At 61.5% G+C, this 16071-nt stretch carries 12 protein-coding genes; 7 read left to right on the forward strand and 5 right to left on the reverse strand.

Annotated elements, in window-relative coordinates; genetic code table 11:
• Window position 1: 1 nt before the first annotated feature.
• Window positions 2-982 (reverse strand): D-erythronate dehydrogenase, encoded by a 981-nt coding sequence (denD, locus tag D0550_RS06950; protein ID WP_116808418.1) that lies wholly within the window; start codon window positions 980-982, stop codon window positions 2-4.
• A 156-nt stretch (window positions 983-1138) separates the two neighbouring features.
• Here denD and D0550_RS06955 point away from each other — a divergent pair, with 156 nt between their 5' ends.
• The gene (locus tag D0550_RS06955; protein WP_153067075.1) at window positions 1139-1567 is read left to right on the forward strand and encodes a hypothetical protein; all 429 of its coding nucleotides are present in this window, start codon (window positions 1139-1141) and stop codon (window positions 1565-1567) included.
• A gap of 3 nt (window positions 1568-1570) precedes the next feature.
• Here the strand turns inward: D0550_RS06955 and D0550_RS06960 are convergent, their stop codons facing one another.
• From D0550_RS06960 to D0550_RS06970, 3 genes are read right to left on the reverse strand one after another with little or no spacing between them, the layout of a single operon-like run.
• On the reverse strand, window positions 1571-2914 hold the full coding sequence (locus tag D0550_RS06960) for a GH1 family beta-glucosidase (RefSeq protein ID WP_116808419.1): 1344 nt from the start codon (window positions 2912-2914) through the stop codon (window positions 1571-1573).
• A 4-nt stretch (window positions 2915-2918) separates the two neighbouring features.
• Window positions 2919-3980 carry a LacI family DNA-binding transcriptional regulator gene (locus D0550_RS06965; RefSeq protein WP_116808395.1) on the reverse strand — a complete coding sequence of 354 codons (1062 nt, stop codon included), beginning with the start codon at window positions 3978-3980 and terminating at the stop codon, window positions 2919-2921.
• 16 nt (window positions 3981-3996) lie between these two features.
• Complete coding sequence (locus D0550_RS06970) at window positions 3997-5352, reverse strand: sugar porter family MFS transporter (RefSeq protein WP_116808396.1); 1356 nt, start codon at window positions 5350-5352, stop codon at window positions 3997-3999.
• Between the two features lie 234 nt (window positions 5353-5586).
• Here D0550_RS06970 and D0550_RS06975 point away from each other — a divergent pair, with 234 nt between their 5' ends.
• The 5 genes from D0550_RS06975 to D0550_RS06995 all read left to right on the forward strand — a co-directional run bounded on the left by D0550_RS06975 (window position 5587) and on the right by D0550_RS06995 (window position 13412).
• Window positions 5587-8562, forward strand: coding sequence for a TonB-dependent receptor (locus tag D0550_RS06975; protein WP_116808397.1), 2976 nt, complete (start codon window positions 5587-5589; stop codon window positions 8560-8562).
• 82 nt (window positions 8563-8644) lie between these two features.
• The gene (locus D0550_RS06980; protein ID WP_116808398.1) at window positions 8645-10195 is read left to right on the forward strand and encodes a tryptophan halogenase family protein; all 1551 of its coding nucleotides are present in this window, start codon (window positions 8645-8647) and stop codon (window positions 10193-10195) included.
• A gap of 6 nt (window positions 10196-10201) precedes the next feature.
• Complete coding sequence (locus D0550_RS06985) at window positions 10202-10912, forward strand: SapC family protein (RefSeq protein WP_116808399.1); 711 nt, start codon at window positions 10202-10204, stop codon at window positions 10910-10912.
• On the forward strand, window positions 10896-11909 hold the full coding sequence (locus D0550_RS06990) for a cupin-like domain-containing protein (RefSeq protein WP_116808400.1): 1014 nt from the start codon (window positions 10896-10898) through the stop codon (window positions 11907-11909). Before D0550_RS06985 ends, D0550_RS06990 begins: the two co-directional genes overlap by 17 nt.
• Before the next feature lie 9 nt (window positions 11910-11918).
• Window positions 11919-13412 (forward strand): tryptophan halogenase family protein, encoded by a 1494-nt coding sequence (locus D0550_RS06995; RefSeq protein ID WP_116808401.1) that lies wholly within the window; start codon window positions 11919-11921, stop codon window positions 13410-13412.
• On the opposite strand, the gene D0550_RS07000 is transcribed toward D0550_RS06995, so the two are convergent.
• Window positions 13402-14376, reverse strand: a complete 975-nt coding sequence (locus tag D0550_RS07000; RefSeq protein WP_161965679.1) for a GNAT family N-acetyltransferase — start codon at window positions 14374-14376, stop codon at window positions 13402-13404. The genes D0550_RS06995 and D0550_RS07000 overlap by 11 nt on opposite strands.
• A 411-nt stretch (window positions 14377-14787) precedes the next feature.
• On the opposite strand from D0550_RS07000, the gene D0550_RS07005 reads away from it, so the two are divergent.
• Window positions 14788-16071 carry a peroxidase family protein gene (locus D0550_RS07005; protein WP_116808403.1) on the forward strand — a complete coding sequence of 428 codons (1284 nt, stop codon included), beginning with the start codon at window positions 14788-14790 and terminating at the stop codon, window positions 16069-16071.

Raw genomic sequence — 16071 nt, forward strand, 5'->3', positions numbered from 1 at the left:
CTTACTCGAGGTAGTCGCTGATGTACGCGCGGATGATGTTATCCACGCTCTCATCCCGCGGAAACCCAAGCGCCTTGGCTCGTGTCGCCAGCATCTGCTCGGGCCAGGCCGATATTACCTTCATGACAAAGGGATCGGGCTGCTCGCTGATGGCGCCGAGCTTCCGGTCGCGAGCGACTCGTCGCAGGCTTTCGATCATCTCTCCAACCGTCACCGTCAGCGTGGGCAGATTGACCGAGCGATCGGCACCCAACTTGGCGCCATCGACTTCATGCAGCGCCAGCAATCCCTGGATGACAGTGCGATAACCGATCGCCGCCACCTTGGTCGTGAACGGCACCGGGCACACATAGTCTTCACCATTGAGCGGCTCGCGCAGCACTCCACTCGCGAAACCCGAAGCCGCACGGTTCGGCGCGCCCGGTCGCACGATCACGAAGCCCAACCGCGCACTGCGGCCGTCGATGAAACCTTTGCGGCTGTAGTCGTTGACCAGCAGCTCGCCGATCGCCTTGGTCATTCCATAGGTGGTTTGTGGAATATGCCGCGTGGGATCATCCACCTCGCGCAGCGCGCCGTCGCCGCCGTACACGGCCAGCGAACTGGTGAACACATATCTAGGACGAGAACCCAGCGCAGTCAGCGCTTCGAGCAAGTACCGGTGGCCATCCAGGTTCACACGCATCGCCAGATTGAAATCCTGCTCCGCGCCGGCGCTGACAACCGAAGCCAGATGAAAGACCGCGATATCGGGGCGATCGATCAGTTTGGTCACGGTGGCCCGATCGGCGATGTCGCCTTCCAGCAGCTTGACGCGTTGATCGGCGACCGTGAAATCGGCCGGGATGCGGCTGTCGAACAGCATCAGCTCGCTCACCGGCCGACGCTCACCCGACGGCGCGAACAATGCCCCCTGCTCGAGGATGCGAGCCGCCAGACGCTGACCGAGAAATCCCGTGCCGCCCGTGATCACCACTTTCATGGATGCACTCTCGCCCTGTTGATCGCGACGTCGCTGTCGCATGAGCGACGAGTGTAGTGACGGCGGACCGAGAGTTCTTGCTAAAACAGGCCGAGCCGAGCCCTCGGGCGCGCGCCCGGTCCATGGCCAAGTCAACGCCGACCGTGGCGGCGGAAAATGAATAAGGCGTTCCCCGAAAATATTCAGGCTGCGGACTGGTCGCCTCTTTTCGGCCCCCTGTACTTCTTATACTGCCGGCTTATGGCAACTCTCGATGCATCGGTCGAGTCTCGTTTCACCCTGCTGGCGAAGGCAATGCGCACGCTGGTCGATCTACTCCATACCGAGCACGGATACGCACGGATTTTTTACGACCAGGACGGTTACAGCTACGAGCTGCACAGCTATCAGCACACGCCGATGGCCGATCTCTTCACGTGCATGCTCGGCTACGAGTCCGCAACCGATGCCACGGAAGCGGCTCGCGATACCCTTTCAGCGATCCACGCCGGACCTCGTAGCCGAAGCAGTAAGGGTCGCGCCCGCGGCCGCCGCCTCCAGCAGCCGGAGACAACTCAACTGATCCTGCCGGTCGGCGTCTGCTGATCGTCACACAGTCACTGTCTTGAGCAGCGATCGATACCACAGACCGCTGCGCTTCAACGTCCGCCGCAGAGTCGCGTAGTCTACGTGCACGATGCCGAATCGCTTGCGATAGCCTTCGGCCCACTCGAAGTTGTCCATCAGACTCCAGACGAAGTAGCCCCGCACATCGACCCCGCGGTCGATCGCCTCGGCCACCGCCAGCAGATGCGACTCGATGTACTGCCGCCGCTGCTCATCCTCGATCCGCCCGTCCACCAGCTGATCGCGATATGCAGCACCGTTCTCAGTGATATGGATCGGCGGCAGTCGATAGTCGCGCTGCAACCGGAGCAACAAGTCCGAGAGCCCATGCGGCGCGACCTCCCAACCCATATCCGTGACCGCTGCGCCGGTTGAAGCCGGCGAGGCCGGATTGGAGCTGCTCGACACTGTCGGGTGGTAATAGTTGATGCCGACGAAGTCGCATGGCTGTGCGATCAACGCCGCATCACCGGCCTGGATTTCCGGAGCATCGGCGCCGAGATGCTCGACGATGTCGCTCGGATACTGCCCCTTGAACAAGGCGTCCGTGTACCAGCGGACCAGTCGCCCATCTTCCAGTCGCGCATGATGCGCATCGAGCTCGGAATCGGTAGCCGGCCGCACCGGCGACATGTTCAACACGATCCCCACTTCCGCCTTGACGCCCGCCGCGCGGATCGCCTGCATCGCCAGGCCGTGGCTCAACAACAAATGATGACTGACCTGATAAGCGATGCGGCGATCTTTCACGCCCGGCGCGAACACGCCGCGCTCGTAACCGAGCACCGCCGAGACCCAGGGCTCATTGTGAGTTGCGATGGAAACGACGCGATCACCCAGGCGACGCGAGATCGCTTCCGCGTACTCTGCAAACCGATAGGCCGTGTCGCGTGCCAGCCAGCCGCCGCTGCGATGTTGCAGCTCCGCCGGCAAATCCCAGTGATACAGCGTCGCATAGGGCTGAATGTTCCTTTCCAGCAAGCCATCGACCAGACGCTCGTAGAACCCGATGCCGCGCTCGTTGTATGCACCAGTGCCTGTGGGCTGGACTCGCGGCCAGCAAATGGAGAAGCGATAGGCCGTCACGCCCAGATCGGCGATGAGATCCAGGTCGGCTTCGAGCCGATGATAGTGGTCGCAGGCCACATCGCCGGTGCCGCCATCGGCAATGGCGCCGGGCACGCGGCAGAACTCATCCCAAATCGATGGGCCCTTGCCGTCGACGCGCGCTGCGCCTTCGATCTGAAATGCGCTGGTAGCAACGCCCCAGACAAAATTGCTGGGGAAGCGCCGACGCAGCTCGGCTAGCGGTAATTGCTCGGTCATCTGATCATTCTTTGGCAGGCGCCGCGGTCGATTCACGCACGATCAGCTCGACTTGCGGCAAGGCAATGTTGGGCTGCTCACCCTGCAACATCTGCAGCATGGCCGCGCCTGAGCTCTCACCCAGCACGCGGATCGATTGACGCACCGAGGTGAGCGGCGGCACTCGATACGAGGAGGAATGCAGGTCGTCGAAGCCGACGACGGAAATATCGCGCGGGCAATTCAGGCCGTTGCGATACAAGGCGAGGCACGCACCGTAGGCGGTCTGATCGTTCACGCAGAACAGCGCGGTGAACCTGGTTCCAGACTTCAGCAGCCGCTGCGTTGCCTCGACACCGCCTTCTTCGTGAAAGTCGCCCGGCACGACCAGCTTTGGATCATGCGCAATGCCCGCATCGGCGAGCGCGCGGCGATAGCCCTTGAAACGCAGCGATGCGTCCGGGTGATCGAGAATGCCGGCGATGAACGCGATGCGCCGATGCCCCAGCTCGATCAAATGCCGCGTCGCCAGTAGCGCGCCCCGCTCGTCGTCGACTTGCAAACTGAAAATGTTTGCCGCCTTGAGACTGCGACCGCTCACCACCAGCGGCACCTGCTTCGCGTACTGGGCCAGCTGGCGATCCTGCAAGCGGCCCGAGAAAATGATGATGCCGTCGACGCGCCGGGAGAGCAGCTCGGCCATGCAGCGCTCCTCGTCCCCTTCATCCCAATTGCCGCTCATGAACAGCGCGGTGTAGCCCCGCTGCTGCAGATAATCCTCGATGCCTCTCAGACCTTCGCCGTAGAACGGGCTGTCGATGGCCTGCGTGATGACACCGATGGTGTTGGACTTGCCGAGTGCCAGTCCGCGTGCCGCGGCATTCGGACGAAAGTTGAGCTTGGCGATGGCCGCCTCGACCGCATCTTTGCGCTCGGCGCTGACCTTCGCAGTCCCGTTGATGATGCGCGACACGGTCGCGATCGACACGCCAGCTTCCTTCGCCACCATTTCCAGGGTGGGCGGGGAATCCGGCAAGGCGGTCGCAGCGCGCGTCTTGGCGTTGTTGTTGGCAGCTCGCTTACTCATTGTCGTGCAGTGACAATCATGCTTTGGCGGTCATCAGGTCGCTCTCCAGCTGCTCGAGCGTACGGCCTTTGGTTTCAGGCACGAGCAGCACCACGAACAGCAACGCCGCGGTGGCGAACAATGCAAATACCAGAAAGGTGCCGCCGGAGCTCAGAGTAGACAGCGCCCAGGGAAATATCATCGTGACCGTGGCGCTGACCAGGGCGTTCCAGAATCCTGCCACCGAAATGGCTGCGGCGCGCTGTTCGTTCGGAAATATTTCCGACAGCAGCACCCACATCACCGGCCCGAGCGAAATCGCGAACGAGGCGACGAAGCCGATGATGGCGATCAGCACCAGCCGGGCGTTGTAACTTTCCTGACTGAAAGCCCAGCTGATGGCGAACAAGGACAGCGCCATGCCGGCGATGCCCATGACCAGCAACGGCTTGCGGCCCAGCTTGTCGATCAGCCAGATCGCAACGAACGTCATCAGCACGTTGACCACGCCCACCAGCACGGCCTGACGGAACGCGTCGTTCACGCCGCCGCCGGCTTGCGCAAAGATCGTCGGCAGGTAATAGAAGATCGCGTTGATGCCGGTGATCTGCTGAAAGAACGCCAGGCCGAGCGCGACGATCATGATCAGGCGCACGCGCGAATCGAACAAACCGCGAAAGCCGCGCGACACGGCCTTCGTGTTCAAGCTGCGCTGGATCTGTTGCAGATTCTCCTGCGCCTGCTGCTCTCCCGCGACCCTGCGCAGCACTGCGAGTGCCGCCTCATCTCTGCCCTTCAGCAACAGCCAGCGCGGACTCTCGGGGACGAACCACAGCAAAGTGAAATACAGCAGCGCCGGAACCATCTGCACGCCGAGCATGTAGCGCCAATTGTGCTCGCCCAGATTCAGCAGGAAGTAGTTCGAGAAGAACGACGCCGAGATGCCGATGACGATCATCAATTGATTCAACGACACCAGACCGCCGCGCTTCTCGGCCGGCGCGATCTCCGCGATATACACCGGCGCAATCAGGATGGCCCCGCCGACGGCCAGCCCCCCCACGATGCGAGCGACCACGAAACTCGGAAACGAAGTTGCGGAGGCCGCCAACAGGGAAGACAGCACGAATAACAACGCGGTGCCGAGCAACACCCGCCGCCGCCCGAAACGATCGCTCAACGGACCGGCAATTGCGTTGCCCGCCATCGCACCCCAACCGAGACTGCTGACGGCAAAGCCCAGTTTCAAATCGCCGCTGGCACCGTTCAGTGAGAAATATTCCTTGATGAACGGCACCACGCCCGAGATCACCGTGGCATCGAAGCCGAGCAGGAAACCCCCGATCGCGACCGTGAGTGCCACGAATGCGATGTTCAATTTTCCTTGCAGCATATGACTCGCCGATATTTTTAATCGTGATAGTGCGTCACGCGGCCAATGTTAGCGGTCACTATGACCGCATCCCGCAAACTTCGCCACATCCCGCGCAAGTGGCCGCTTGCCGGAACGCTCGGGAGCATGCTACCGTAATTTGTAAGCGCTTACATCCGGTGTTTACTGGTCTATATGCCGAAGCGCCGGGCGCAACAATAAATTGGCAACGAATGGACACGGGGGGTACGAGTCGTGAGCGATCGCGCATTCCAGGGCAGTAAAGTAGCGCGTGCTATCTCTTTGATTCTCGGAACGGCGGTGGCAGTACCCGCCTTCTCGCAGCAAACCAGCGAGCTCGAAGAGGTGGTCGTCACCGGCATCCGCGGCAGCCTCACTTCCTCGATGGAATTGAAGCGCAGCTCGCAGGGCGTGATGGACGGCATCGTCGCCGAAGACATCGGCAAGTTCCCGGACACCAACCTCGCCGAGTCCATGCAACGCGTCAGCGGCGTGTCGATCGACCGCTCGCTTGGCGAAGGCTCGAAAGTCACCGTCCGCGGCGTCGGCCCCGACTTCAACCTCGTATTGTTGAACGGTCGCCAGATGCCCGCCTCGGCACTGGAAGATACCCAGGCGTCGGCCTCGCGCGCCTTCGATTTCGCCAACCTCGCGTCCGAGTCGATCTCGGCGATCGAAGTCTTCAAGACCAGTCGCGCAGCGACGCCTACCGGCGGCATCGGCGCAACGATCAACATCAAGACCGCGCGCCCGCTCGACAATCCGGGCCTGCACACCAGCTTCGGTGCCAAAGGCGTGATGGACACGTCGGTGGACAATCTGCCGAGCAGCCTGCAAGGCGATTCGATCACGCCCGAAGTCTCCGGTATCTACAGCCAGACTTTCGGCGACAACAAATTCGGTATCGCCTTGAGCGCGAGCTATCAGGAGCGCGACTTCGGCTACAACCAGGCCTCGGTCGGCAACGGCTGGAAACCCTTCAGGGGCGATGACACGAACAGCTGGGGCACCATTCCCACGCCCGGCGAGCCAGGCTCGGAAAACATCGTCAATGCTCCGGGACCGAACGATATCTATTCGGTGCCACAGAACCTCGGTTACAGCGTCAACGGCGTGGAGCGTAAGCGCACCAACGGCCAGCTGACATTGCAATATGCTCCGACCGACACGATCACGACCACGCTCGATTACACCTACTCCGAGAACAAGATCGCGCAGCAGCGCAACGAGTTGTCGGTCTGGTTCAACTTCGGCCCCTCCTCCAGCACCTGGACCGATGGCCCGGTGGCGGCGCCGCTGATCTACTCCGAAACCATCGTGCCAGCCAGCAGCGACCTGTCGATGGGCGGCGCGAAATTCGGCACCAAGAACCAGAACAAGTCGCTGGGCTTCAACGTCGAATGGCGGCCGACCGACCGCCTCGGCCTGCAGTTCGATTATCACGACTCCTCGGCCGAGTCGGGTCCCGACAGTCCGTATGGCTCCAACGCAGTGCTCGGCGTCGCCGGCTTCTTCCGTGGCACAACGACTGCGGATTTCTCACGCGATTTCCCCGTCATGAGCGTGGTTCTGCCGCCGGGACAGAACGGCATCGACGCCTCGCAAATGGAAGTCACCGGCTCGAGCTTCCGCAACAGCTACATGAAGAGCGACATCAAGCAGGCCCAGCTGACCGGCGATCTGGAGTTCCTGGAAGACTCGCGACTGGATTTCGGCGTGGCGCTGACCAATGTGAAGAACCGTTCGGCCTATTCGAACGTGCAAGCCGACACCTGGTCGGGTGCCACCGATCCGTCGGATTATCCCGATGACGTGTGGCGCGCCGATACGGTCCGTCATTACTTCAACAACATTTCCGGCAGCGGCAACCCGGCACTGTTCAACCAGTTCTTCACGTTCGACTTCGAGACGGTCCGGGCTCTCGCGGCTCGCGCCGTGGGCAACGAAGCGCTGTATCGCGCATCGTCGGTCTTCAACACCGACCGTCGCATCGAGGAAGAGTCGAAGAGCGCATTCGTTCAATACAGCACCCAATGGCATTGGGGTCTGCCGATGCAGGGCGCGATCGGCCTGCGTTATGAAGAAACCACGGTGGGCTCAGACGCATTCGTGCCTGTTGCCACCGGCATCGTGTGGGTCGCTGAGAACGAATTCTCGCTGCAGATACCGGAAGGCAGTGGCACGTTCGAGCGACTGGAAGGCAAGTATGACTACGTGCTGCCGAGCCTGGACTTCGCCGTCGACCTCACCGACACCATCAAAGCTCGCGCCAGCTACGGGCAGAGCATTGGCCGGCCGCTGTGGGACAAGATCCAGGGCGGCCGCACGCTGGACCAGCTGGTCCGCGTGGATGGCGGCACGGGTGCGCAGGGCAATCCCAGGCTCAAGCCGCTCGAGTCGGAGAACTTCGATCTGTCGGTGGAGTGGTACTACAGTCAATCGAGCTACCTGTCGGTGGGCTACTTCAAGAAGAACATCGACAACTACATCGGTACTTCCATCGAGCAGCAGACTCCGTATGAGCTGCTGACTCCGGCGCTCGGTGGGTACTACAACGAGGCAGTGGCGTCGGGCTGCAGCACGCTGACCTGCATTCGCCAGTTCATCTTCACCAATCACGCCAACGATCCGGGCGTGACCATTACCGGCTTCGATCAGAACTCCGGCATCTACACCGGCAGCATCGCCGGCGTGCCCGGCGATCCGGTCGCGACATTCGCCATCAAGGTGCCGACCAACCAGCGCTCGGCGACGCTCGACGGCTGGGAATTGAACATCCAGCACATGTTCGGGGATACCGGCTTCGGCCTCTCGGCGAACTACACGAAGGTGGACTCCGACCTGGTTTACAACAACTACTCGCTCAGCGATCAGTTCGCGCTGGTCGGCCTGAGCGACGCGGCCAACCTCGTGGCGTTCTACGAGAACGAGAAGTTCCAGGTGCGCGCGGCGTACAACTGGCGCGACAAGTTCCTCGCCAACACCTTCGACGGCGGCGGCCTGCCCAACCCGGTGTACACCGAGGCATACGGACAGCTCGACGTGAATGCCAGCTATAACTGGAACGAGAACCTGACCTTGATGGCCGAGGCGATCAATCTCACCGACGAGATCTATCGTCAGCATGGACGCAACCAGCATCAGGTCATCATGGTCCAGCAGACCGGGCCGCGCTTCATGATCGGCGCGCGCTACAAGTTCGGCAATTAGAGCCGGAGCCTGCACCCCGCTGCAGGCAGGAAAAGCCGCTGTTCCCCCGGCGGCTTTTTCTTTTTACAGGCATTATTGGGCGATGGCGGAGATCCAACACATCATGATCGTGGGTGGCGGCTCGGCCGGCTGGCTGACCGCCGGCGTGCTCGCGGCCGAGCATCGCTCGCGCACGGGCCCGACGCTGCGAATCACGCTACTCGAATCTCCCAACATCGGGCCCATCGGTGTCGGCGAAGGCACCTGGCCGACGATGCGCGACACCCTGCGCAGCATCGGCGTCACCGAGACCGATTTCATCCGCGAATGCGACGCCTCGTTCAAGCAAGGCTCCAGGTTCCAGCAATGGGTCAGCAAGCGAGCGGACGATAGTTACTTTCATCCTTTCGTTCTGCCGCAAGGCTACACCGAGACCAACCTGGTCGCGGGCTGGCTGGAGCGGCACGCCGATGTGCCTTTCGCGGACCTGGTGAGCTTCCAGCCGCACCTGTGCGCGCACAACAAGGCGCCCAAACAAGCGGCGACGCCCGAGTACGCAGCCGTCGCCAACTACGCTTATCACCTCGACGCCGGCAAGTTCGGCCTGTTCCTGCGCAAGCACTGCGTCGAGCAACTGGGCGTGCATCACATTCTCGATCACGTCATCGGCATCAACACGCATGACAGTGGCGATATCGCGTCCGTGCAAACGAAAGAGAACGGCGCCATCGCCGCCGACCTCTTTGTCGATTGCAGCGGCATGCAATCGCTGTTGCTTGGCCAGCATTACGAGGTGCCGTTCAAGTCGCAGCAGCACGTGCTGTTCAACGACTCAGCACTGGCCATACAAGTGCCTCATCAGAATGACGACAGCCCCATTGCGTCACAGACAATCTCCACTGCGCAAAGCAATGGCTGGATCTGGGATATCGGCCTGCCGACGCGCCGTGGTATCGGTCATGTCTATTCGAGCGCACATACGTCGGATGACGCTGCTGAGCGCGAGCTGCGCGCGTACATCGAGCGCACCGGTGGGCCGCAAGGCATGCCGTCGCCGCGCAAGCTGACGTTCAATCCAGGCTATCGCGAGAAGTTCTGGCATCGTAACTGCGTGGCAATCGGACTCTCGGCGGGATTCATCGAGCCGCTGGAGGCTTCGGCACTCGCGCTGGTCGAGCTGTCCGCTGCGATGCTGAGAGATCAGATGCCGGCAACGCGCGCTGCCATGGACATCGTCGCGCGCCGCTTCAATGACTCGTTCACGTACCGCTGGCAGCGAGTCATCGACTTCCTGAAGCTGCATTACGTGCTGACCAAGCGCACCGACTCGGACTTCTGGATCGACAACTGCCGCTCCGAGTCCATTCCGGATCGACTGCAGGAACAGCTGACGCTGTGGCGCCATCAGCCGCCGTCCCGTTACGATTTCCATCGCGTCGAGGAGGTGTTTCCGTCGGCCAGCTACCAATACGTGCTGTACGGCATGGACTTTCGCCCGGATCGACCTGGAACGGCTCGGCGCGGCGACGACGCTGACCGCGCCGATGGTTACTTTCGAGAAGCAGCGGCGCTGACGAGCAAGATGCTCGCGGCATTACCCACGAATCGCGCGCTGATCGGTCATATCAAGCGTCACGGCCTGTCGAAGATATAACGCGTCATGAGCAAACCTGTCCTGCTGAACAATGTCGATCACAAAGACCTGCGTGTAATCACGACTCGCGGCGCCGAGTACGGCGACAACGTCATGCTCGCGGCGACGTTCCCGGCGGAGTTCCGCAACCTGCAGGCCCACTACCCCATCGTGTTCCGCAAGAACGCGCAGGGACAGTTCGAGCCTGTTGCGCTGCTGGGCTTCAAAGACGGTCAGAACTTGTTTCTCACCGCCCGCGGCTGGGATGCAACGTATATTCCGATGACCCTCGAGCGCCTGCCGTTCCTGATCGGCTTCTCGCACGATCGCCAGCCGATGATGCATATCGATCTGGAACACCCGCGCGTCAGTCGCACGCAGGGCGAGCCGATCTTTCGCGAGTTTGGCGGCAAGAGCGAGTTCCTCGAACGGATGAGCTCGCTGCTGCTGGCCATCCACGAGGGCCTGGCCGCCAGCGAGCACTTCATCGGCGCGCTCCTGCAGTACGAGTTGCTCGAGTCGTTCGTGCTCGACATCCAGTTGAACGATGGTTCGCAGAATCGCCTGGCGGGTTTCTACACCATCAAGGAAGAGCGCCTGCTCGATCTGAACGGCGCGGTGCTGGAGCGATTGAACCGTGCCGGTCACCTGCAAGCCATTTACATGGCGATCGCATCGCTATCCAACTTCCGTGCGCTGATCGAGCGCGTGAACGTGCTCAATGCTGGCGGCCGCTAAGAAAATTCCGGAGCGCACCGGCGTCGATCCGCGCGCACTGCCGGATGATGTGCTGCTATCGACGCAGCCTGTCGTGCTCAAAGGCCTGGTGGCGGATTGGCCCCTGGTGCGCGCGGGACTGGAATCCAATCAATCGGCGGCCGCTTACATCCGCAAGTTCTATCGTGACGCCACGGTCGGCGCGCTGCTCGGCGCACCGGACATCGCAGGCCGGTTCTTTTATAACGAAGACCTCAGCGGCTTCAACTTCAAAGCGGTCAAACTGAAGCTGGATGTCATGCTCGATGAAGTCGAGCGCCACAAGGATGCGCAGCAGCCGCCGGCCATTTACGTCGGCTCGACCACAATCGACACCTGTCTGCCCGGATTTCGCAATGACAACGACCTGGGCTTTGGCGATCGCCAGCCGCTCGTCAGCATCTGGCTCGGCAATCGCACGCGCATCGCCGCTCATCACGATCTGCCTGACAACATCGCGTGCGTCGTCGTCGGTCATCGGCGTTTCACCCTGTTTCCGCCCGAGCAGCTGGAGAATCTGTATATCGGGCCGCTGGACTTCACGCCGGCCGGCCAGGCCATCAGTCTCGTCGACTTCGCGAAGCCCGACCTGCAGCGCTTTCCGAAGTTCGCAGAAGCGGCCCGGCACGCGCAGGTTGCCGAACTGAGTCCCGGCGACGCGATCTTCATTCCCAGCATGTGGTGGCATCACATCGAGGCCCTCGACTCGCTCAACGTGCTGGTGAACTACTGGTGGCGCCAGTCGCCCGCGTTCATGGACTCGCCGATCGCTGCGTTGATGCACGCCATCATGACTGTGCGCGATCTGCCGAAAGAGCAGCGTGATGCCTGGTTCAACCTGTTTCGTCACTACGTTTTCGAGGCGGACCAGCAGACCTCCGCTCACATTCCAGAGAATGCCCGCCGCGCCTTGTCGCCCATGGACGCCGATATCGCCCGCGACATCCGTGCGCGGCTGCTACAAAGATTGAATCGTTAGGGGAATCGCATGACCAGCAAACGCATCCAGAAGATCGTCATCGCCGGCGGCGGCACCGCGGGCTGGATGGTCGCCGCCGGTCTGTCGCGAACGCTGGGCAAGGCGCTCGACATCAAGCTGGTCGAGTCCGATGAGATCGGCACGGTCGGCGTCGGCGAGGCGACCATTCCGACGCTGGTGACCTTCCATCGGCTGCTGGACATCAACGAGCAGGAGTTCATGGCCGCCACCCAGGGCACGTTCAAGCTGGGCATCGGCTTCGAGAACTGGCGCGACGTGAACCAGAACTACATTCATTCGTTTGGCACGACCGGCAAGGATCACTGGACCGCCGGCTTCCAGCACTTCTGGCTCAAGGGCCGTCAGCGCAATCTCGCCAGCGACTACGGCGATTACTGCGTCGAGCTCAAGGCCGCGCTGGAGAACAAGTTCGCTCATCTGCCCCGCGGCGGAATGAATTACGCGTTCCACCTCGATGCAGGCCTGTATGCAAAGTTTCTGCGCAAGTTCAGCGAAGGCTACGGCGTCAAACGAATCGAGGGCAAGATCACCAACGTTCTCACGCACGACGACACTGGCTTCATCAAAGCCATTCGCCTGGACTCGGGCGCGGAGATCGAAGGCGATCTGTTCATCGATTGCACCGGATTCCGCGCGCTGCTGATCGGTCAGACGTTGCACGAGCCGTACGAGGATTGGTCAAACTGGCTGCCGTGCGACAGCGCCGTCGCCGTGCAAACAGAATCCGTCGGCGAAGCGGTCCCCTATACGCGATCCATTGCACGTGACGCCGGATGGCAGTGGCGCATTCCGCTGCAACATCGCGTTGGCAACGGCATGGTCTATTGCAGCCGGTACATCAGCGACGAGCAGGCGAAACAATCGCTGCTTGCGAATATCGAAGGCAAGGTGCGCACCGAGCCGCGCGTCATCAAGTTCAAGCCGGGGCAGCGTCGGCAAACCTGGGTCAAGAACTGCGTCGCTGTCGGACTCGCCAGCGGCTTCGTCGAGCCGCTGGAATCGACCAGCATCCATTTGATCGGCCGCAGCATCATCCGGCTGCTCCAAATGTTCCCGAGCGAGGGCATCAATCCGACCGACATCGAGGAATTCAATCGCCAGACGGTGGCCGAGCTGGAGCACATCCGCGACTTCATCGTGCTGCACTATCACGTGACGAATCGTCAGGACACGCCGTTCTGGAATGCCTGCCGCACGATGGACATCCCGGCCTCGCTACAGCATCGCATCGAGCTGTTCCGCGAGACCGGGCGCGTGTTCCGCTTTCAGAACGAGTTGTTCGCCGAGAATTCCTGGATCCAGGTGATGCTGGGTCAGGGCATCGTGCCCAAGCAACATCACCAGGTGGCGGACTTGATGGGCGACGCGGAGCTGTCGCGTTTCCTGGACCAGATCAAATCACACGTGGACAACACGGTGATACAGCTGCCGAAACATCAGGCGTACGTCGAGCAGTACTGCAAGGCGACGGTCAGCTATTGATGCCGAGCAGCGCCTGAATCATTTTCTTGCCGTGCCAGGCGAAGCGCGCGCGGCGGCTCATCTTGTTGAGGCTGAAATAGATCCGCTGCTGGCCACCGAATGCGCGGAAGAAACGCTCGATGCTCTCGACCATGGAGCCAGTCATGTCGAATTCCACGCTGCGCGCCTTCGACCGCATGATGGCTTCCCACACGATCAGGCTGTGCGCGCCGCTGGTGCGAAGCTCAGGATCGGCACCGCCAGCCAGGTAGTAAGTCACTTTGTCGTCCCAGACGAGATAGAGCGCGGCATGCAGCGCACCGCTCTGGTCGCGCGCCACCAGAATCTCGCGCCGGCCGCGCTGAGCACAGGCCGCGTCGAGTCGACGCATGGCCGGTGAATCGAATGGATTCGGATTGCCTTGGCGCGCATACGATTTGCCGATGAGCTTGATGCAAGCTTCGATATCGGTCGTCGTCTCGATGACCAGCTGCTTGCGCGCCTTGCGGCTCTCGCGACGAATGTTTTCTCGCAGCGCGCCCCACAGCTCTTCCTCGCTCGGGGCGAGATCGATCACGTAGGTATACCGCGCCATCTCCTCGAAGCCATTCCACACGAACGGCAGCACGTTGGTGATGCCGCTGTGACAATTGATCTGCAGGATGTCGTACTTCGGCAGCTGCTCGAGCAGCGCGACGGTGAGATCTTTTTCGAGCTCGTAACGACGCGAGCTCTTGGTGGCATCGCCCAGATCCAGCCACGGGCCGAGCCGGTGTGTGAGCGGCGGCAACGTGATCACATCGAACAGGCCGCGCTTCTCTTCAAAAATCGGCCAGCGCGCCCGAAGCACGCCGCCCGAAGACACGGTGACTTCCCTCCACGCGCCCGGCGCAACCGCATCGAGCCACCACGGCTCTTGAAAAATACAATAGCTCGCCCGCCGCTCCGTTGCGGCCGGCGTGGGATCCGACTGAGAAACTGACATTACCGCTGATGTAATCGACTGCTCGAGACAAAAATTCGGGTTGCTTGTAATCGCCTTGGCCATGGTTCTCGCATTCGCGCCAAGGGGGGCTTTGGAGGCTCGACGACTACTTTGGCGATAGTAATGCAATCCGGGGTGGCTTATTCACATAACCCGTCACCGAATTGTCACTTGACAGCGTAAAGCCTACAAGCAGCCAGTGATCGCGGCGCAACGAGCGCCCCATTTCGAAGGCGGCTCGGCCTCGGATTCGCAATTTGACCCACCGGACGGTGCGCAGTGGCTAGTCCGCAACCGCGCGCTTTCCGCCTCCGAGCAGCCGCCGAGGACGGCACTTGTGGCTGGGAGATCTCCACCGCCAGCCACAGATACCCGTGCCCCTGTCACGGCAGCCAAGAAGATCCACAATCCATGCTGACAGAACAACAGGTCACGACGCTGGCGCAGGTGATGACGGAATCGTCGCATGTCTCGCGCTTCATCGACGTGGGCTACACCTACCTGGGACAGTTCATCGCGCACGACATCGTGCCGCAGACGAATCCCATTGCCGGCCAGTCTCGTGACGTACTGCCCTATCTCAATCTGGACAGCGTTTATGGGAGCGGCGCTCAAACCGAGTCGCTGCTGGATGCGCGCGGCTTCTTTCCTATCAAACGAACGAATCCGGATGGCCCCGAGGATCTGCCTCGTACCCAGGGCGTTCCGAACATTCCCGAGCTGCGCAACGACGACAACGTGATCGTTTCGCAGCTGCATCTGTTCTGGCAGCGAGTACACAACGCCATCCTGCAACGACGCTATGCCAGCAACGCCGGCGAAGCGCGCGTGATGACGACGCTCGTCTTTCAGCTGGTCGTCGTCGAGGACTATCTGCGACAGGTACTCGCCCCGGCCGTCTTCGACAGCGTGTTTCGCTTCAATCGACGCTGGTTGAATCTGCCGTCACGCCCGCTCGCCCGCGAGTTCTCGCATGCGGCGTTTCGCTTCGGGCATTCGATGGTGCGGCCCTTCTACGAATCGTTCCCGCGCCAGCCCGATGTGACTTTGCCCGAGCTGTTCCAGACCAATCGCGACCTGGATCCGCGGCTGGAGCTGGACTTCCGCAGAATGTTCGGCTGGCCGGTGCTGAACAATCGCATCGAGGATGCGATGACCATCGACCCGTTCATCACCCGCGAGATGCGTCAGGTGCCGATTCCTACTGGCATCACCATCAACATCGCGGAAATGAATCTACGCGCCGGCATCGCTGCGCAGCTGCCGCCGGGCAAAGCCTATGTGCAGCAACTCCTGGCAGGGGCGAACGGCGCGAGGCTCGCCGCCGCGTTCGGTCTCCGACCGCTACCCGACCTCGGCCCGCTCGCTGACAAATTGCCGCCGGACAGCGGCATCACCATCGACAACTTGCCACTGTGGCCCTACGTGCTCGTCGAAGCCGTGCACGCCAGTGAAGGCAAGCATCTCGGCGTGGTCGGCAGTCTGATCTGCGCGGAAGGCTTGGCCAACGCCATTGCCGGCGCACAGTGCTCCATCTATCGCAATCGCTGGTTCGCGGTGGATGAAGTGCTGTCCTGGCTCGGCCCGCTGGGCGATGAGCTGCAGGAGCAGCGACGCCGCTTCGCCAACCCCGCCTACACGGATCGCACGTTCTGCATGCGACATGTCATCGAGCTGGTGCTAACAAACCATTGA

The organism is Steroidobacter cummioxidans (genome assembly GCF_003104955.1).

What these genes read in the sequence shown, in the direction of transcription:
- denD (WP_116808418.1), bottom strand. Translation starts at nt 982, where the DNA reads ATGAAAGTGGTGATCACGGGCGGCACGGGATTTCTCGGTCAGCGTCTG.
- D0550_RS06955 (WP_153067075.1), top strand. Translation starts at nt 1,139, where the DNA reads ATGAATAAGGCGTTCCCCGAAAATATTCAGGCTGCGGACTGGTCGCCT.
- D0550_RS06960 (WP_116808419.1), bottom strand. Translation starts at nt 2,914, where the DNA reads ATGACCGAGCAATTACCGCTAGCCGAGCTGCGTCGGCGCTTCCCCAGC.
- D0550_RS06965 (WP_116808395.1), bottom strand. Translation starts at nt 3,980, where the DNA reads ATGAGTAAGCGAGCTGCCAACAACAACGCCAAGACGCGCGCTGCGACC.
- D0550_RS06970 (WP_116808396.1), bottom strand. Translation starts at nt 5,352, where the DNA reads ATGCTGCAAGGAAAATTGAACATCGCATTCGTGGCACTCACGGTCGCG.
- D0550_RS06980 (WP_116808398.1), top strand. Translation starts at nt 8,645, where the DNA reads ATGGCGGAGATCCAACACATCATGATCGTGGGTGGCGGCTCGGCCGGC.
- D0550_RS06985 (WP_116808399.1), top strand. Translation starts at nt 10,202, where the DNA reads ATGAGCAAACCTGTCCTGCTGAACAATGTCGATCACAAAGACCTGCGT.
- D0550_RS06990 (WP_116808400.1), top strand. Translation starts at nt 10,896, where the DNA reads ATGCTGGCGGCCGCTAAGAAAATTCCGGAGCGCACCGGCGTCGATCCG.
- D0550_RS06995 (WP_116808401.1), top strand. Translation starts at nt 11,919, where the DNA reads ATGACCAGCAAACGCATCCAGAAGATCGTCATCGCCGGCGGCGGCACC.
- D0550_RS07000 (WP_161965679.1), bottom strand. Translation starts at nt 14,376, where the DNA reads ATGTCAGTTTCTCAGTCGGATCCCACGCCGGCCGCAACGGAGCGGCGG.
- D0550_RS07005 (WP_116808403.1), top strand. Translation starts at nt 14,788, where the DNA reads ATGCTGACAGAACAACAGGTCACGACGCTGGCGCAGGTGATGACGGAA.